At 34.6% G+C, this 19,814-nt stretch carries 10 protein-coding genes; 5 read left to right on the plus strand and 5 right to left on the minus strand.

Annotated features, from left to right (window positions below; all coding sequences use genetic code 11):
* Positions 1-49 precede the first annotated feature (49 nt).
* The 5 genes from B0A75_RS08290 to B0A75_RS08310 all read right to left on the minus strand — a co-directional run bounded on the left by B0A75_RS08290 (position 50) and on the right by B0A75_RS08310 (position 9,615).
* A complete protein-coding gene (locus B0A75_RS08290) occupies positions 50-2,176 on the minus strand; it encodes a glycoside hydrolase family 97 protein (protein ID WP_089053827.1) in 2,127 nt (708 codons plus the stop codon).
* A 208-nt stretch (positions 2,177-2,384) separates the two neighbouring features.
* Complete coding sequence (locus tag B0A75_RS08295; RefSeq protein WP_244284363.1) at positions 2,385-3,884, minus strand: SusD/RagB family nutrient-binding outer membrane lipoprotein; 1,500 nt, start codon at positions 3,882-3,884, stop codon at positions 2,385-2,387.
* Between the two features lie 2 nt (positions 3,885-3,886).
* On the minus strand, positions 3,887-7,432 hold the full coding sequence (locus B0A75_RS08300; RefSeq protein WP_165765104.1) for a SusC/RagA family TonB-linked outer membrane protein: 3,546 nt from the start codon (positions 7,430-7,432) through the stop codon (positions 3,887-3,889).
* Positions 7,433-7,702: 270 nt separating this feature from the next.
* Positions 7,703-8,878 (minus strand): FecR family protein, encoded by a 1,176-nt coding sequence (locus B0A75_RS08305; RefSeq protein WP_089053830.1) that lies wholly within the window; start codon positions 8,876-8,878, stop codon positions 7,703-7,705.
* Between the two features lie 200 nt (positions 8,879-9,078).
* Positions 9,079-9,615: a sigma-70 family RNA polymerase sigma factor gene (locus B0A75_RS08310; RefSeq protein ID WP_089053831.1), complete on the minus strand. Its 537-nt coding sequence runs from the start codon at positions 9,613-9,615 to the stop codon at positions 9,079-9,081.
* Positions 9,616-10,371: 756 nt separating this feature from the next.
* On the opposite strand from B0A75_RS08310, the gene B0A75_RS08315 reads away from it, so the two are divergent.
* From B0A75_RS08315 to B0A75_RS08335, 5 genes are read left to right on the plus strand one after another with little or no spacing between them, the layout of a single operon-like run.
* Positions 10,372-10,977: a phage tail protein gene (locus B0A75_RS08315; RefSeq protein WP_089053832.1), complete on the plus strand. Its 606-nt coding sequence runs from the start codon at positions 10,372-10,374 to the stop codon at positions 10,975-10,977.
* A gap of 11 nt (positions 10,978-10,988) precedes the next feature.
* Complete coding sequence (locus tag B0A75_RS08320; protein ID WP_089053833.1) at positions 10,989-11,603, plus strand: phage tail protein; 615 nt, start codon at positions 10,989-10,991, stop codon at positions 11,601-11,603.
* 43 nt (positions 11,604-11,646) lie between these two features.
* Positions 11,647-12,216 (plus strand): phage tail protein, encoded by a 570-nt coding sequence (locus B0A75_RS08325; protein ID WP_244284364.1) that lies wholly within the window; start codon positions 11,647-11,649, stop codon positions 12,214-12,216.
* Positions 12,217-12,228: 12 nt separating this feature from the next.
* Complete coding sequence (locus tag B0A75_RS08330; RefSeq protein WP_089053835.1) at positions 12,229-18,225, plus strand: MBG domain-containing protein; 5,997 nt, start codon at positions 12,229-12,231, stop codon at positions 18,223-18,225.
* Between the two features lie 18 nt (positions 18,226-18,243).
* Positions 18,244-19,566 carry an OmpA family protein gene (locus B0A75_RS08335; protein WP_089053836.1) on the plus strand — a complete coding sequence of 441 codons (1,323 nt, stop codon included), beginning with the start codon at positions 18,244-18,246 and terminating at the stop codon, positions 19,564-19,566.
* The last annotated feature ends 248 nt before the right edge of the window (positions 19,567-19,814 follow it).

A 19,814-nucleotide genomic window follows, 5' to 3' on the forward strand; every position in this document is an offset into this window, starting at 1 on the left:
TAAGTTCTTATTCATCATTAAAAGAACTTATAAAATCCTAAACTGCTTTTTACTTTTTGTCTTCAAGTATACTTATCGCGTAACCGCCGCCAGATGCACTTAATTGAGAAAGTTTTGATTTATTTGTTACGGCTATTTTTCGAATAGTATAAGCTTGCGGATTTGTTTTGTAATTCGCTTCTTTTCCATCGGCATAAATAGTAGCGATGTATTTTTTTCCTTTTTCTAAAAAATCAAAATTAATGTTGGAAGTTCGAGGCTCAATTCCATTTACATTCCCTACAAACCAGTTATTGGTTCCTTTTGCTTTACGGGCAACGGTAATATATTGACCAGGTTCTGCTTCTAAATAATTGCTTTCACTCCAATCAACAGCGACATCTTTAATAAACTGAAAAGCATCTGAAAAACGATTATAATTCTCGGGTAAATCGGCAGCCATCTGCAAGGGACTGTAAATAGTTACATATAATGCGAGTTGATTTGAGAGTGTACAGTTAGCGTGCGATTTATTGCGTGGATTAATTTTGCTTATATCCATTTCAAAAATTCCTGGAGTATAATCCATTGGTCCGCCAATTAATCGGGTAAAAGGTATTATTGTTACATGATTTGGTTTTGATCCGCCAAAAGCTTCACACTCTCCTCCTCTTGCCGATTCGTTGCCAATTAAATTAGGATAAGTTCTGCAAATACCTGTTGGTCTCACTGCTTCATGCGCATTGACCATAATTTTGTATTCTGCCGCTTTTTCTACAGCATATTGATAATGATTTACAATCCACTGATTATAATGGTTTTCTCCTCTTGGAAGAATACTGCCTACATAGCCGCTCTTTACAGCATCGTATCCATTATCTTTCATAAATTGATAAGCCTTGTCCATATGACGTTCATAGTTACGAACAGATCCAGATGTTTCATGATGCATCATCATTTTTATTCCTTTTGATTTTGCATATTCGTGTATTCCTTTTACATCAAAATCAGGATAGGGAGTTACAAAATCAAAAACGTAATCTTTCGAGCGGCCAAGCCAGTCTTCCCAGCCTTCATTCCAACCTTCGACTAAAACGGCATCAAAACCATTTGTTGCGGCAAAATCAATATATTTCTTGACATTTTCATTGTTTGCAGCATGTCTTCCGTTTGGTTTCACTTTAGAATAATCTGTAATACCAAGTTGTACAGATGGTAATTCATCTGTGTATCTCCACGAACTTTTCCCTGTAATCATTTCCCACCAAACACCAACATATTTGATCGGTTTTATCCAAGAAGTATCTTCTATTTTACAAGGTTCATTTAAATTCAAAGTCATTTTAGAAGCTAAAATTTCTCTGGCATCATCACTTACAATAATGGTACGCCAAGGTGAATTTGCTGGAGCTTGCATGTACCCTTTATCGCCATTCGCATCTGGAGTTAACCAAGATTCAAATACCATATTTTTGTCATCTAAATTCAAGTGCATGCATGAATAGTTAATTAATGCAGCTTCATGTAAGTTGATATACAAACCATCGTTTGTTTTTAGCATCAGCGACGTTTGTACTCCAGTTAAAGAAAAGGGAGGCTGAGATAAATTTCTGTTTTTTGCTTTTAGAAAAAGTCCTCTAATTTCAGATAACTTCGAAGTAGTATAATCATATTCTTGAGTATCATAATCTCCCGGCATCCAAAAAGCGGTATGATCTCCTGTCATTGCAAATTGTGTTCTTTCTTCTTTTATAACAAAATAGGTGAGATTTTTTTGGGATGGAAATTCATAACGAAAACCTAAACCATCATTAAACAATCGAAAACGGATGATAATCTGTCTATTGGTTTCATTTTGAATTAATGATACCGCAAGTTCGTTGTATTGATTTCGGATTGATGATACTTCGCCCCAAACCGGCCTCCAAGTTTCATCAAATGAAGAAGTTTTTTTATCCACGATCGCAAAATCATTCAATAAAGATTTTTTGATGTTCTTATCTTCTTTAAGTTCAATTCCTAGTTTACTGGGCTTTACAACTGTTTTTCCTTTGTATATTAAACTATAAGTTGGGGTTCCATCATTTTGTAATGCAAACTCCATTATAAAATTTCCATTGGGAGATTTCAACTGTTGCGAATTCGTAATTTGGAATCCTATAATAAAAAACAGAACTGTGTAAAGTATGTTTTTCATATTGTAAAATTTGAATTAGTATTGTTTTATTTGGATAGTTTTCTAGAAATGGCTTTATAAGGCAAAAAATAATAACCCCAATTACAAAAAATAAATGGGGTTATTTTTTAGACAAAAACCAAACTTTTTATCTTCTATAATCTTAATAATGAATTAGTATCCAATCTTCGATTATCAAATTAATTAAGAAAGCATAATATAATCAGGACTAGAATTTATCCCAAAATATTCTCGTGTTCATTAAGTCACCACCAATATCACCAGCCGCTTTATTATAATTGGTTTCATTTTTTGTCTGCTCTGCACTAGGATAAAGATAACGTACAGGAACAGTCAAAATACCTCTGTTTACAGCTGCTTTAGGTGATTTTAAAATTGGAAAATCTAATCTTCTATAAGATGTCCATGCTTCAAATCCTCTGTTATAAAGTGCAAACCAAGCTTGATTACCAATTTTTTCTTTATAAGTTGCTCCACTTTGACTATTTGTATAAGCTACTTTAGGACTTGCAAGGTAAGTTGTGATAGCGCTCGCAGCTACTCCCCAATCTAACATTGAAGCGGTTATAGCAGCATCATAATATGTTTTAGCTTTCGCAGAACCTCCTGGAATTAAATTTTTCTCAGCTGCTTCCGCCAATAAAAATTGTAATTCAGAATAATCAAATAAAGTTCCTGGAAACACAGGGTTATTTAATGTTGCTGTTATATGTGAATAGGTTGAAAAAACATTGGCTTCACCATAAGTACCACCTATAAAAGTTCGTCCTGCAGGAAGCGCAGGTGCTGGCGATGTTGCATTTACAAAATACTTTGTCATTCTTGGATCACCTCCGGGAACTATAGCATCCATTGCGGCAACAAAAGGTTCAGCTGGAATAAAATCGTTTCTATTGCTGGTTACTAATGTATTGTATAATGGATTTTGATTTCCGGTAGTAGTTAAATAATTTAACTTAGTATTATCTGCATTACTTGCCAATGGACCTGCTGCAAGTGCTGCCTGAACTGTAGTCGCAGCAAAAGCAGGATCAACATCTGAAATATTTACGGCTAATTTGATAATTAATGAATTAGCAAATTTTGCCCATTTAGCAGTACTTGCCGCATTTCCGCCGTAAACAATATCTGCACTCCCAAAGTTAGCATTAGCTGAATTTGCTTTCAGTATAGCAGAGTCTTTTATTAATCTTGCTATAAGATCCATATAAATAGTTTTAGCGTCATCATAAGCAGGCAAAGGAAAATTCTTAATATCAAGAGCTTGAGAATAAGGTACATTTCCAAAAGTATCTACCAGCATACTGTAGCTGTAAACTTCTAAAACATCAATAAGTGCTAATTTATTCTGCTTTACAGCAATATCAGCCGCAGCAGTTGAAGTTGGCGTATTTTCAATCATTGTTTTTGCAGCAGAAAAGTCTCTTAGCACATCTCTATAAAACACTGTAAAACGCGCATCTGGAATATCTGGAATAACATATTGACTTGTTGAAGGAATTGTAGTTGATGCCCATTGCTGTGAAAACAATCTAAAAACCTGACTAGTTGTAACTATCTGATCAACTAATGCTTTCTGTGCTCCCGTGAATAAATATTCTGGTTGTGTACTGCTTGGCTTTTTAGGATCAGTATTCATATCTGTAATATCTGAGCTGCACGAAAAAGATATGCTTACAATAGATAGTAATAAAAGTATTTTTTTCATCATTAAAATTTTAAAGTAAGGTTAAAACCAATGTTTCTAGTTGAAGGAAGTGAACCTCCAGAATAACCTGAAGATAAGTTACCTGCACTAACTCCACTCTCTGGATCTGCATCAGGAAGATTTTTGCTGATTATCCATAAATTAGAGCCAATTAAAGAAACTCTTAAATCAGTCAATTTCATTTTAGATACAAACTGTGATGGGAATGTATAACTAAGACTTACCTCTCTTAATTTAACATAACTTGCATCGTATATATAGGCGCTTTCAGGATTGGCTTTGTAGCCGTAAATACTTCCTGCAACTTCTGGACGTGGTGTTCTCGTTGTATTTGGCGTACCATCTTTATTTACTCCAGGAAGAATAAGTCCGCCTCCATTTGCAAGTGTATTTCTAATAGGATTTCCTAATTCGTTATATCCTGCCGTCGATTCGTATAAACCTGTATGCTGACCGTATGCTTGATCTAGAGAGTAAAGATCACCTCCGTGCTGCACATCGATTAAGAAACCAAACGAAACTTGTTTGTATGTAAACTTATTACGAAGTCCACCAATCCAATCAGGAGTAATATTTCCAATAACATTGTTTGTTGTAGTTGTCATTACATAAAGACCATTCTCTGTAACTTTTTGCCCATCCGCAGCATAAACATAATCTTTACCAACTATATCTCCATAAGGATGACCCACTTTTGCAACTATACCAATTCCTTGAAATCCTCCTATTGAAAGCGTTTCAATTCCTGATGCTAATGATACTAGTGTATTCTCATTTTTAGACCAGTTTAAAAATACATCCCAACTAAAATCTTTTGTTTGTATAGGAGTCACATTAAACTGTACCTCGATACCTTTGTTTTCAACTGACCCTGCATTTACATATCTTGAAGAGTTACCAGTTGCAGTAGAATAATCTACAGGGAATATTTGGTCATTACTTAAACTTTTATACACACTCACATCAAATCCAACTCTTTTGCGGAAAAATTGCATTTCTAAACCAAGTTCTTGAGATGTAGTTTTTACAGGGCGCAAATCAGGATTATTACTTCTATTCGGTATTGAATAAATTTGATTTGATCCAAATGGATTAAATTTATCATAAACATCTCTTAAAGAGTACAAATCAATGTTCCCTTGTGGATTCTCTGCATAACTTGCTCTTAATTTTCCAAAAGACAACCAATCTGCGTTGATATGATTTGTAAAAACATAACTCGCAGAAGTAGAGAATGTATTTAATGAATTATTACCTTTTGGTAAAGTAGAAAAGGCATCATTTCGAACAGTTCCTTCTAAATACAAGAAATCTTTGAATCCTAAAGAAACAGAAGCATAAGAACTGTTTACCGCCGAATTATTTTCTGTTTCTAACGGAAACGGCGAAGGATTTACTGAATTTGACAATGCAAAAATATCTGGAATTATAAGCCCTCCATCAGTTGAAGCAAGAGTTGAATTCGTTTTTGTTCTTAAAGTATTTACCCCTGCCAAAGCATTTACAGAAAAGTCCTCTCCAATTTTTTTATTAAAAGTTAAGATAAACTGATAGTTTTGCTCAGAAAACGAACCAACATATTTTTGATATCCTGAAGGAACATTTGCTCTGCTTAAACCAAATGATCCATTGATAGATCCTGTAGCTTTTCTTTCTTCACGTAACTCTGAGTAACTATCAATACTTGCTTTTCCAGAAGCTGATAACCAATCTGTAAATTTGTAATCCAATTGGCCGTAACCAATAAAACGATTTCTCTCATCAGATTGGTAGTTTTTATATCGCGTAAAATATGGGTTATCCATAGTTTTTGGAGCTGTGTTTCCATTAGCAGGATCTCCCATAAGCCAAGATATATTTTGTCCTCCTGAATTTTCAAAAACCTCTTTTTGTGATTTAAGGTCAGCATTGGTACCCCACCATTGACGAAACCAACCCGTAATGTTATCTCCTGTGTATCCGGAACTATTTCTACCAATCGTACTTTGTGTCATGTAATTTGCAAAAACACTCGTAGATAATTTATCTGTAAACTTGTGATTTAACTTGATACTTGCATTGTTTTTCTTTAATTCACTATTTGGCAAAATACCAGTCTCTTTAAAATTATTGTAATTTAAAATAAAGTTGGTTTTGTCATTAGCATCTTCCAACGATATAGAATTATTGAATGTTGTAGCGGTTTGAAAAAAGGTAATAGGACCATTTTTAGCAGCTTGCCATGGTGATTTCTGCCCGTATTTTGAAGAATATGGGCTGTATGATTCCCATGTATAAACAGAAAGATTTGGATCGAAAGCCACACCATAAGAAGCATCATCGGTTGTGGTTACAACTTGATTACCGTTTTTATCTATCGTAAAAAAGGCTCCTGTTGGTCCTACCGGTATTCCTTTTGGATTACCTGCTGCATCATAACTAGGCCCATAACCTTGTCCGTATTTGTTCTGGTAAACAGGAAAAGTTTTTTTATCGATAGAACCTACACTAAATTCACTTGAAATAGTTATTCCCATTCCTTTTGTAGCTTTACCTTTTTTAGTGCTGATCATAATAACACCATTACCGGCCTGCCATCCATATAAAGCGGCAGCTGCTGCGCCTTTTAAAACGTTTATCGACTCAATATCATCAGGATTAATATCCATAGCGGCATTTCCATAGTCATAAGTGTTTCTCGCTCCCTGTGAAGCTGTACTTGAATTTACCGTTGAATTATTGATAGGAATACCATCAATTACAATAAGCATTTGATTATTTCCTGTAAGACTTTTTACTCCTCTAGAGATTACATTTGTAGAACCTCCAAAATTTGTATTTTTTCTAATATAAACCCCCGCAGCCTTTCCAGAAAGATCATTAAGAAAGTTTCCACTTGCAATACCTGCTGTTAAATCGGTTCCTTTAACTTCTTGCGAAGCATAACCTAAAGCTTTTTTCTCTCTCTTTATACCTAATGCCGTTACCACAATATTATCAAGCTGAGTGGTATTTTCCTTTAATTGCACATTTACAATTACTGAACTGGCTGGTTTTTCTTGAGATACCATTCCGATATAGCTAAATTCTAATATGGCATTATTATTGGCTACTTCTATAACAAATTTACCATTAAAGTCAGTTTGCGTACTGTTCTTAGTTCCTTTTTCAGTCACATTAGCCCCAGGTATAGGTATTCCGGCAATATCTGAAACTGTTCCTGTTATTTTAATTTTTTGTAAAACTGAAGTAACATTCTTAGGCTTTTCTTTAATAATTACTGTATTATTTTTACCTATTACAATATCTATGTCAGCATTTGCAAGACTTTGTTTTAAAAGATCATTAGTCTTTATAGTGCCTTTTTTTAAAGTTACCATAGGAAGTCCTTTAAAAATCCCTTCTTCATAAAAGAACTTATAATCGGTTTGATCCATAATCAAGTCGAAAACTTCATCGATAGACATTTTTTTATTTTCTTTCACCTCAATTTTTGATTGTTGTGACAAAACATTTTCAGGAGTCAGGGCAAAAAGTGTTGTGCAAAATAAGAAGATGAATGTTCGCATAATATTCATTAATAGCCCCTTTCTAAAGTAAAAATGGGGATGCTTAAAATTAATTTTCATAAATTTGTCATTATTTTTTAGTTAAAAAATTTAATTAATTGATAATTTGATAAGGGGATAGAGTTAGTACTTTGGTCGGTTAAACTCTATCCTTCTTTTTTTACTTCATAGGCGATATTTTTATTTTGGTTATAATTAGTTAGTAATTTTATTTTCTTCTTTATTTAAAACAAACTTCTTTTAGAGAATCAGTACTACTATTTCAAGCGTTTATTTTATCATTAAAGTTTTATCTTTAATTTCATAACTGTCAATTGTAGTTGATTTCATAATTGAAAGAATCTCTTCAAGCGATTGCTTTTTGTCAAGACTACCTTTAAACTGTACATTTTCAAGCTTTTTATTTACAAAAATCACATCAACATCATACCATCTTGATATTACTTTCATGATTTCTTTTAGTGGTTTTCCTTTAAAACTAAAGACGCCGTCTTTCCAAGATATTTCGTTATAGGCATTCACCGTTTTAATAATAGAAGTATTATTTTTAAGATCTAGATTTAGTTGTTGATTTGGAGATAATCTTAATTTCTTGTTTCCTGTTTCAACATTCACTTTTCCGTTTACAAGAGTTGTGTATACATTTGATTCGTCGTTATAAGCTTTTATATTAAATTCAGTACCCACAACCTCAACTTTCTGATTCTTATTATAAACCTGAAAATGAGCTCCTTTATGTTCCGTACTTTTTGACACCTCAAAATAGGCTTCACCATACACCAATTCTACATCTCTTGATGCTCCTTCGATAAATGCTACAGGAAATTTTAACTGAGAGGCAGAATTCAACCACACTTTTGTGCCATCTGATAGTTTTATAATGAATTGACCGCCTCTAGGGATTGTTAAATAATTATAAACCAATTTTGATGGATTTTGTTTACTGTCTTTGTAAATAATCTCGCCGCCGTTAATGTGTGCATTTTGAGTTTTAATTGGAGTTCCTTTTTCTAATGCTATCTTCGAACCATCACCTAAAGTTAAAGTTGCTTTATCAGTTCCAGGTTTAATATTTTCAATATCATTTTTTACAACAACAGCAGGAATTTCAGTTGATGTACTAAATATTTTATCCTTGTATAAAAAAGTTACAGCCAGCAAACTTGTCACCATAGCTGCGGCGGCGTATTTAAACAAAGGTTTTTTACTTAATCTAAAAACAGGTTTTTTATTCTTCTCTTGATACTTAGCTTCTAGTTTTTCCCATGCTTTTTCCGTATCAATTTCTGAGTAAGAATCAATTTTATCTACTAAATTTTTAATTTTAATTTCCTTTACAAACGAGTTTTTTTTAGCAAAATCTTTCAATTCTATTTTCTCAGAATTGGTTAAGACTTTTAACTTTCGTTTGATTAGTAATTTGGAAATTTGAAAAATATCTATCATCCTATTGTTGATTTATTATAGAACAACTGATATCCCAAAAGGTAGTATTGAAAAATTACTTTTTTTTCAAAAAATTTAAAAAAAATAATTTTCATTTAATATTCTGATTCATTTGCACCCTTTAATTAAGAGATTAAATCCCTTTAAGTAAACTAATTAAGACCTAAAAAAACTTTTGAAATAAGTAGTTTTTAAAAACATTAAACCAGTAAAAAATAAATTATTGATTCTAAATCTTTAAACTGATCTCTCAATATTTTATACGATTGGCTTTTTAATGTTTTAACCGTTTGAAGTTGTATTCCTAATTCTTCTGCTATATCAGCATTTTTAAGTCCCTTAAGACTTAGTTTTATAATTTCTTTTTTTCGATCAGGTAAAATCTCAATTGCCTTATACAATTGACATACTATATCTTCTTCAAGAATTTGTTTTAAGAACAAATCATCATCTTCTAAAGACTTAATAGTATTTTCAGCATATTTATTTTTTACCAGATTATGCTTAATAACATTATAACATTTATTGCGAACGGCCTTGTATAGAAAAACTTTTAAATGCAGCTCATCTTGAAATGCATTTTCTTTTTCCCATATACCTATAAAAATATCCTGAACCAGATCTTCGCATTCATCAATGCTCAGAAAGCGATTTGCAAACTGAACAAGTGATCTATAGTACTGATCAAATATTTTCCTAATAAAAAGTTCGCTGGTATTATTTTCTTCCGTAACCAATGCTTATTCTTCAATAATTGATTATAATTAGGCAAATTAAATAAATTTAATTTAATTTTTCCTAATTAAATACCGTAATCATATCAAGAGAAGGCATTGATTAACATTGATTAGAATGAAACCGCTCTATTTATCTTACAATTAATTTAGAGTTGAAAATGATAGCCGCGACTAGTGAGGTAATAATAAATCCTTTCTATCTATTTTTAGAGCTAAAAATGGCATTCCAAATCTAAGGCTTCAAAGCTATTACAATACTTACACAAAACATTTGAGAAAGTAATAAGATTTTAAAAGTCGACTCTCTTTATAGAACACAGTAGAAAAATAGTACTTCATTTTTGCTCATCTGTTTATGACTTAATTACACTTCATATTAAAACATTAATATAAAGTCATTTACAGATAAAAATGTCCCCTATTTGTCCCCCCTTTATTCTTTTAATAAAAACTATTTAAGACTAATTTTGTGTTTTATGAGAGGTCTAAAAACCATAACGATTCCTGATTACTATAGCACAAATAAATTGGTTTACAAAGTATTTTTACTTCTCTTCACCATACTTGAATTTTCAATTACAGAAAATACTCCTGTCATGGTAAAAACACGTAAAATTACCTGATTCTCAAGAATTTATTTATAATAATTTAGCTTCTTATTAAAATTAACGCAAATTTTAAATTCCAAACTAGATCTTAAATCATCACATTAACTAATTTTAACAAAAAAATGAAAACCTCTTACACCGTTACAATATGAGAAAAAACTACTTTCTACTCTTTTTATTATTATTTACAAAGTTCCTTTTTGCACAAGACCAATACGTTGGAGAAATTAGAGTTTTCGCAGGAAGTTTCGCACCTTACGGATGGGCTCTATGCGATGGCAGCTCACTATCTATTAGCAGTAATAGTACTTTATATAGTATAATAGGAACAGCTTATGGGGGCAACGGAACAACTACTTTTGCTTTGCCAGATTTGCGAGGAAGAGTTCCTATAGGTTCCGGGCAAGCACCTGGTTTGTCCAATTATGCTTTAGGCGAAAAGGGCGGAGAAGAATCCGTTACTTTAACAAATTCTAATATGCCAATCCATGCACATAATGTGGCGGTATTGGTTAATAGTCAGAACACAACAGCTGTACTCCCAAGCAACAATTCGAGTATCGCTACATCTGGAATGTATTCAGGGAGATCCTTTATTCCTTTTTTAACTTACACAACAGCTGTCCCGGATGTAACTCTTCAAACTATTACTACTAATACAGCTGGAAATTCAAGTCGGGTGCAATTAACACCTCCACGATTAGTGTCCAATTACATCATTGCACTTTTTGGGGAATATCCACCTAGAAAATAATACCTGAAAAAATGAAAAAAACATACCTTATTATAGCTATTCAACTGCTTTTAGCGCAATCATTATACGCACAGGATCGATATCTTGGTGAAATTAGACTTTTTCCATTTGGGGTTGTACCAAGAGGCTGGTTAAAATGTGAAGGGCAAACACTAGGAATAAGTCAAAACACAGCTTTGTTTTCTCTTATAGGCACATATTATGGAGGCAACGGAACCACTACTTTTGCTTTACCCAACCTAAATGGTAAAATTTTGGTTGGTCAAGGACAAGGTCAAGGGTTGTATCCTGTATCTTTAGGACAAAGTGATGGTGTACCTGCTGTATCCTTAAACCTATCAAATTTACCAATTCATTCACATCAAATCGTTGTTAAAGTAAGTACAAGTGTTGGTACAACCAGTACACCATCAGCAGCAACATCTATTGGAGCTCCTGTACAAATCTTCAACGAAAATTCTCGTAATGCAATGATTTACAATCAAGAAGTACCAAATACAACGCTAAACAGCCAGACTATATTGATGCAGTCTATTGGCAGTTCAGCACCAATTTCAACTCGACAACCCGTTCTAGCAGGAAACTACTGCATTGCTATATCAGGGATTTTTCCATCTCGTAATTAACAAAAAAATGAAGAAAAAAAACATCTTAATTCTAGTGTTATTTTTGTGTACAAAACTACTTTTTGCACAGGAGAAGTATTTGGGAGAAATTAGAATTTTTGCTGGTAACTTTGCTCCGATAGGTTGGGAAAAATGTGAAGGACAATTACTTTCTATCAGCCAGAATGAAGCCTTGTTTAGTCTTATAGGAACAACTTATGGAGGTGACGGTCAAGCAACTTTTGCATTACCCGATTACAGAGGACGTGCTGTAATAGGAACCTCGACCTCACCCCAGATTGCACTTGGCACAATGTTAGGGCAGGAAGAAATTACTTTAACGCAAGCCAATTTACCAACTCATACCCATACCGCTTCTCTAAAGGTCAGTTCTGCTAAAGCAACTGCAACTACACCAACAAATAATTCCTCACTAGCAGCCCCTGCTATGACAGTCAATTCGATCACACGTGATGCATTAGGTTATAGCACTGCGACACCAAATACCCCTTTGCTCCCCACTGTTTCAACTCCTGCAGGATCTAGTTCCCAAAGTCCTATAAGTTTAATGCAGCCTTATTTGGTGATAACCTACATTATTGCTACAGAAGGTGTTTATCCTACTGGTAATTAAACCTACAAAAAAATGAAAAAACTATACATCATACTTTTTATTGCATTCCTTTTTACAGGATCTGTTTTTGCACAACAATCAACAGAAACATTTGAAACAGAAAGCGCTAATAGCACAAGTTTTACTGATAATGGTCAAAACTTCAATATTAGTTCGCAAGCTGGCGGTACCTTTAAAATAACTGATGAGTCAGGATATGGATGGAGCGGCTCAACTATTGATAATAAATATATTGACAATTCAGGTACAGCTGATATAGGGGTTCCTGTTCAGTTTACGATAAAAACTACAGGCGCTTTTACTCTAAAATCAATTTATTTGTTTTTATCACAATCTAATTTAATACCCGGATCAGGCAACTGTACCATTACAGGAAAACTAAACGGTTCGGTAGTTTTTACCGCAAAAGCAGCTGCAGATTTTAATTCAAATGTAACCAATAATGGTTTTACCTTAATTGATTTAAGTACTTATGGCGCGAGTGACAATTCTAATAAAATCATAAACGAATATACCATAACAACAACTGGAACTTTTGAGTATGTCGCATTAGATGCTATGAAGTGGGAAAAAGTACTATGCCCTACTGTTACAGTATTACCTGCTTCCCAGACTAACCTACGTTGTGATGGAATATCTATAGGTGCAGCATCAGTGACAGCTTCTGGTGGAAGTGGTTTTACTTATAATTGGACATCATTTGAAAATCCTACAGAGAATCCTACAGGCAATGGTACTGCTAGTGTCACTGGATTAAGTGCAGGTTCATGGACATGTACTGTAATGAACTCTTGTGGCTATACAGGTAGTACTACTTTTATTATTACGGAGCCATTAGCTTTAACTTTAACACAAGGAACTACTACACCTGTAAAATGTTACGGAGATACAACCGGATCAGCTACCGTAAATGTAACAGGCGGAACAGGACCTTATTCCTACTCTTGGTCACCGTCTGGCGGAACAAAAGCAACAGCTTCCGGATTAGGCGTTGGAACTTATATTGTAACTGTAACTGATAATAATTCCTGTACAAAAGATATTAATATTACAATAGGAGGTCCTACAGTGGGTCTTACTGGAACAATTAATACAACTCCGGTTTCTTGCTTTGGAGGGAATAATGGTACTGCTACTGTAACTCCAGTTGGAGGAACAGGAACGAAAACCTATCTATGGTCTAACGGATCTACAGCCGCTACAGCTACAGGACTTACTACTGGTACCTATTCTGTAACTATTACAGATGCGAATTTATGTTCTAAAACTGTAACCGGAATCTCTGTAGGTACGCCTACGGATGCTCTTGGCGGAAATGTAAGTACTACAGCAGTTTCTTGTTTCGGAGGATCTAATGGTACTGCTACAGTTTCTCCCTCAGGAGGAACAGGAACAAAAACTTTTTCTTGGTCTAACGGAGCTAAAACTGCTACAGCTACTGGGCTTATAGCAGGAACTTATAGTGTTACTATCACTGATCAAAATGGTTGTTCGTCTACTATTGGTGATATTGTTGTTAGCCAGCCACCAGCTGCACTTAATGGTACGCCTGCTGTAACAAACATCGCATGTAATGGAGGATCAACTGGTGTAGCTTCTATAACTCCAATAGGAGGAACCAGCCCCTATACTGTCAAATGGAATAACGGAGCTACTACACCCATTATTACAGGTCTTGTAGCAGGTACTTACAGCGTAACGATCACTGATGCAAATTCATGCGTAAGAACCATAAATAATATTATGGTAAAGCAGCCTCCTGTATTAAATCTAACATCTGCTCAAACAAATGTTGCCTGTCACGGAGGATCTAATGGTGTTGCTGCTGTAACTGCAACTGGAGGAGCTGGAGGATATACTTATTTATGGAATACTGGTGCAAAAACAGCTGCTATTGCAGGTCTTACAGCTGGTACGTACAGCGTAACAGTTACTGATGATAATGATTGTTCGAAAACAATAAATAATATCAACATAACACAGCCAAATGCTATAGATGGAACAACATCTACAACATCAGTTTCATGTTTTGGAGGATCTAATGGAAGTGCTTCTGTAACTGCAATTGGAGGAGTTGGAGGATATAGCTATTCTTGGTCACCTACTGGAGGAAATGATGCAATAGCTACCGGTCTTACTGCAGGAACTTACAGAGTTACCATTACCGATGCTAACTCTTGCTCCAAAACTATAAATGATATCTTAGTAGGAGGTCCAACTGCTATTTTAACAGCCACACCATTTTCGCAAACTGATATTTTATGTAATGGCAGTGCAACCGGATCTGCAACAGTTACCGCTGTTGGAGGAACAGGAACTTATACTTACGCATGGTCACCCTCAGGAGGAACTGCTGCTACAGCAACAGGACTTACTGCTGGAACCTATACAGTGACAGTTACAGATAGCAAAAGTTGTTCTACTACCCAAAGTTTTACTATTATCGAGCCTGATGCTTTAGTCGCCAAACCTGTCGCACAAACTAATATTGCTTGTAATGGAGGTACAACTGGATCTGCGACTGTTACAGCTACAGGAGGAACTGGATCCTATACCTATTCTTGGTCACCTTCTGGAGGAACTGCTGCTACAGCATCTGGATTAGCTGCTGGAACTTATACCGTAACAGTTACCGACAAAAACCTATGTTCTACGACTCAAAGTTTTACTATTACACAACCAGCATTTGGCCTTTCAGCCACTACGGCATCAACTGGAGTGAGTTGCTTTGGCGGAAGCAATGGTACCGCAAGTGTTACTGTATCAGGTGGAACTCCTAATTACTCTTATTCATGGGCACCACTAGGTGGTTCAACATCATTTATTTCGGGTAGACCTGCCGGAGATTATACTTGTACAATTACAGATGCTAATGGTTGTACATTAGTTAAAACTGTTGAAATCAAAAGTCCTGCAGCATTTTCTGCTACTGTTACCCAAACTGATGTTTCCTGTAACGGAGGAAGTAATGGGTCAGCAACAATAACTGCTACAGGAGCAACTGCACCTTATTCTTATACTTGGTTGCCAACTGGTGGATCGGACAAAACGGCAACTGGATTAGCAGCCGGAGATTATACTGTTCTAGTTCAAGATGCTAATACCTGTGTTTATAATGTAAACGTAAAGATAAAGCAACCTGCCGCCCTAACAACATCAATTACTAAAACTGATGTATTATGTAATGGTGGAGCAACGGGAACAGCAACAGTAGTTCCGTTAGGCGGGACTAAACCATATTCTTATGTATGGTCTTCAGGAGGAGGTAATAAAGAAACTGCAACCGGTCTTAAAACAGGATATTACACGTGTACAATTACTGATGCCAGGGGTTGTTTTGTATCGGCATCAATCACTGTTGATGAACCCGCAGCTTTATCGGCTGCAACAAGTAAAATAGATGCAACCTGTACAACAAGCGGCGAAGCAAGTGTAAGTGTTAATGGCGGTACAACTCCTTATTCTTATGAATGGTCTTCTGGTCAAAAATCAGCAATAGCAACGGGATTAGCTGCTGGTAATTATACTTGTGTAATTACAGATGCTAATGGATGTATAATTACTAAAAACGTTCTTATTAATACAACCAATACTTTAGTTGCTATAGCAAATCAAACTAATATTTTATGTAATGGTGCCAACACAGGTTCTGCTTGGGTAGTTCCAGCTGGAGCACCAGGTCCATTTACTTACGTTTGGGCGCCATATGGCGGTTCTAGTGAGACTGCAAGCAATCTTACAGCAGGTAATTACAGTGTAACAATAACTGCCGCAAATGGTTGTTCTATTGTAAAAAACTTTACTCTTACAGAATCTTCTGCTTTAGTAGTTATACCATCTCAAACTAATTTATTATGTCATGGTGCAGCTACAGGATCTGCCTCTGTAAATGTTACAGGCGGTACTGGCTCTTATACGTATAAATGGGCACCTACAGGAGGTACTGATGCAACTGCAACAGGACTTACCGCTGGTACCTATACAGTAACTATTACAGATGGTAATTTATGTGAAACCACACAATCATTTACAATTACAGAACCTAACCCTATTAAGATAACAATTAATTCTGAAAATGTTAGTTGTAATGGAGAATCTAACGGATCTGCAACGGCAACCGTAATTGGAGGAACTGGTACCTATACTTATGCATGGTCACCATCTGGCGGCACTGCAGCAACTGCATCAGGACTTAGTCCAGGAAATTATACTATAACAGTTACTGATGCTAATAATTGCTCAACAACTGAAAGTGTTTTAATAACAGAACCAAATGTATTAACTGCTTCTATTGGAGCTCAAATTGACGCTTCTTGCAATGGATCTAACAACGGATCGGCAACTGTAGCCGTATCAGGAGGTTTTGGCACCTATACATACTCATGGTCACCATCTGGCGGCACTGCTGCAACTGCAACAGGGCTTAGTCCGGGAACTTATACAGCAACAGTAACTGATGCAAACAATTGTACTGCAAAACAAAGTTTTACAATTGGAGAACCCGCAGCATTAAAAGTTACAAGTACTCAAAAAAATGTTACTTGTTATAATGCTGATAATGGCGAAGCAACTGTTACAATTTCAGGAGGAATTGCGCCGTATTCTTATAAATGGAGTAACTCTGACAGTACAACTCAAACTGCACAAAATCTTTTAAAAGGCGATTATGTTTGTACCATAACAGACAGTAATAATTGCAGTGTAAATCAGAATTTTACTATTACACAGCCTTCAAATCCATTAGGTTTGATTACTTCTGTCCCAACAGAGTTTACTGCTTCTAGCGCTACTCTTACCTTAAACGCCAGTCAAAATGGAATTGATGGAGATCTAGGAGAATGTACTTCAGAAATAGGACTTGTATTCGCTGCTGCTTCTAATCCTAAAATCTCTGATTCTAAAATTATTCTAGGAAGTAATCCGGGAACATTTACAAAAATTATAGAAGGCTTGTTAGGAAATACCGTTTACTATGTACGAGCCTATTCTATTGGTAAATTTGGCTATGTAAACTACGGAAATGAAATTAGCTTCACTACTCAAAAAAATATTTTAAAAGTTGTAGCAGCTTCAGATCAAACAAAAGTATATGGAAGCACAGAACCAAAACTAACTTACCAGGCAACTGGATTTGTTAATGGAGATAACAACTCAATTATTACAGGTTTACTTTCTAGAACTGCTGGTGAGAATGTTGGAACTTATCCTATTACAATTGGAACTTTAAGTGCTGGGGCGAACTATACAATTGATTTTAAAACTTCTGATTTTAAAATTACTAAAGCAAATCAAGTAATTGAGTGGAATCAAGACTTGGCCTTTGGATGTAATGCGACAGACCAAGTACAACTTACTGCCTCTTCAGATAGTGGACTTCCAGTATCTTATGCAATAGAAAATTCATCAGTTGCGGCTATTCAAGGTGATGTATTAAAAATTAATCGTCCTGGATCAACATCAATCAAAGTTTCTCAAGAAGGAGATCAAAACCATAATCCAGCTGTACAAATTACAAAATTGATCGAAGTTAGTCAGTCTGGAAATATAAGCCAATATTGGGAAGATACCTTGTTATTTGATAATTCAGATAAAAACTATTCAGCATTTCAATGGTTTAAGAACGGAGTGCTTATTCCAGGAGCAACTAGTCAGTATTATAGCGAAAAACCTTTAAAAGGTACGTATTCAGTACAAGCCAAAAATAAAGATGGAAATATTATCAAATTCTGTCCATTGACAATTGATGGACAAACTTTTTCAAAAGCTATGAAACTTTATCCTAATCCAGTTCAAAGCTTAAGAGAATTAACAATTGAATCTGACTATTCAGCAGAAGAATTAAAAGACTCACGTATTAATATTTTTGACTTATCTGGAAAATTAGTAACTACCGTAAATAATGTTAGTCCAAAGGTGATTGTTACTGCACCTTCATCAACAGGAATTTATGTAGTCGTTTTGTCATTGGCAAACGGTCAGCATAAAACAATTAATTTATTGGTACGTTAAAAATCAAAAACTTAGAAAATGAAAATTCAATATAAACTAACAGTACTGTTTCTAACCTTATTTAGTTGTACTGTAAAAGGACAAGAATTTAATATTAAAATTAATGGCGGTCCATCTGGAATTCTTTATGAAAGCGCTTTGGGTGATGCAAAACTTAAAACTGGATTTGGAATAGGTTTAGGCTACACGTATTACATAAGCAAACATTGGGGAATTACAACAGGTCTAGAAGGACAGTACAGTCAGAATTCTTTTAATTTAAATGAAGGAACAACATTTACTTCGTATGAAGTAGATGATCAAGGATCAGCTTTTGAATACCGCGTAAGTCCAAAGAATTATGCTGAAGATCAAAATTTCTTCTCTTTTGTTGTGCCTATCCTTTTGCAATATCGAACGGATATATCAACTAAAACAGGATTTTATTTGGGAGTTGGGGCAAAAGCTTTATTTCCAGGAAAATTAAAAACTAATGCTAGTGCTTCTGAGATTCAGATGTCGGGATATTATCCAGATTTAGATCTTGTTATAGACGATTTACCATCACATGGTTTTGGGAAAATATCGAATTGGAAAGGCAGTACTCGTACAAGTCTAGCTAACTCCATTTTATTGAGTGCTGAAACTGGCTTAAGTTTTAAATTAAAGGAGAACTTAAATCTTTATACCGGAGTTTACTTCGATTACGGATTAAACGAGTTAGCCAAAAGTAATTCAGACTCTAATTTGGTAACTTATAGTTCGAGCGACGTAAATAGGATTGAACCAAACGGTGTCATTAAGAATGAAAAAGTAGTGCAAAAAAGCAACTATTTAGCGGCAGGAATTCAAGTTAAATTAGGATTTTCAATTAAAAAGAAAAATCAATTACCAGCGCCAACTGAAAATACACCGTCGGCGGCACAAATAACAGAACCTGTAAAAGTGGAACAAAAAACAGAAGCTGTCGTAGTTGAAACTGCTCCAGAAAAAACAGAAGTAATTACTCCCGAAAATATAATTTTGATTGAAGAGCCTGTAGGTTTCACCACCGTTGGAAATACTGATTTGTCTCCTGATGTAATTCCTCATCTTGAAGAGATAGCAGTAATTCTGAAAAAAGACAGAACGGCTGTATTAGAAGTAACAGGCTACACTTGCAACATTGGAAGCAATGAAAGAAATCAAGAAATAGGAATGTTAAGAGCTAAATCTGTTGCAGATTATCTTCAAGGAAAAGGAATTGAAAACAGTCGTATACATTTAAAATCGAAAGGACAAACAGATCCATTAGTACCCAACACTTCTGAAGAAAATAGAATTAAAAACAGAAGGGTTTCAATGGAAGTAATCCAAAATTGATTTAGAATTTCTTTTCTTATTATAAATAAAATAACGAATTATGCTAAAGTAAATATTGCAAAAATTCTTATTTTACAATGAAAATAAAATTCTATAATTATTTCGTTTACTGCCTTTTAATCTTTAGTAATTTTTAAAAAAAATAAAAATAAGTTAAACCCGTATATTTTTTTATACTACATTTGCGCTTTACAAATAAAAAATGAACACGCAAACTAACATCTTTATTATTATCATTTCTATTATTA

This window comes from Flavobacterium oncorhynchi, from assembly GCF_002217355.1.
Classification (GTDB): domain Bacteria; phylum Bacteroidota; class Bacteroidia; order Flavobacteriales; family Flavobacteriaceae; genus Flavobacterium; species Flavobacterium oncorhynchi.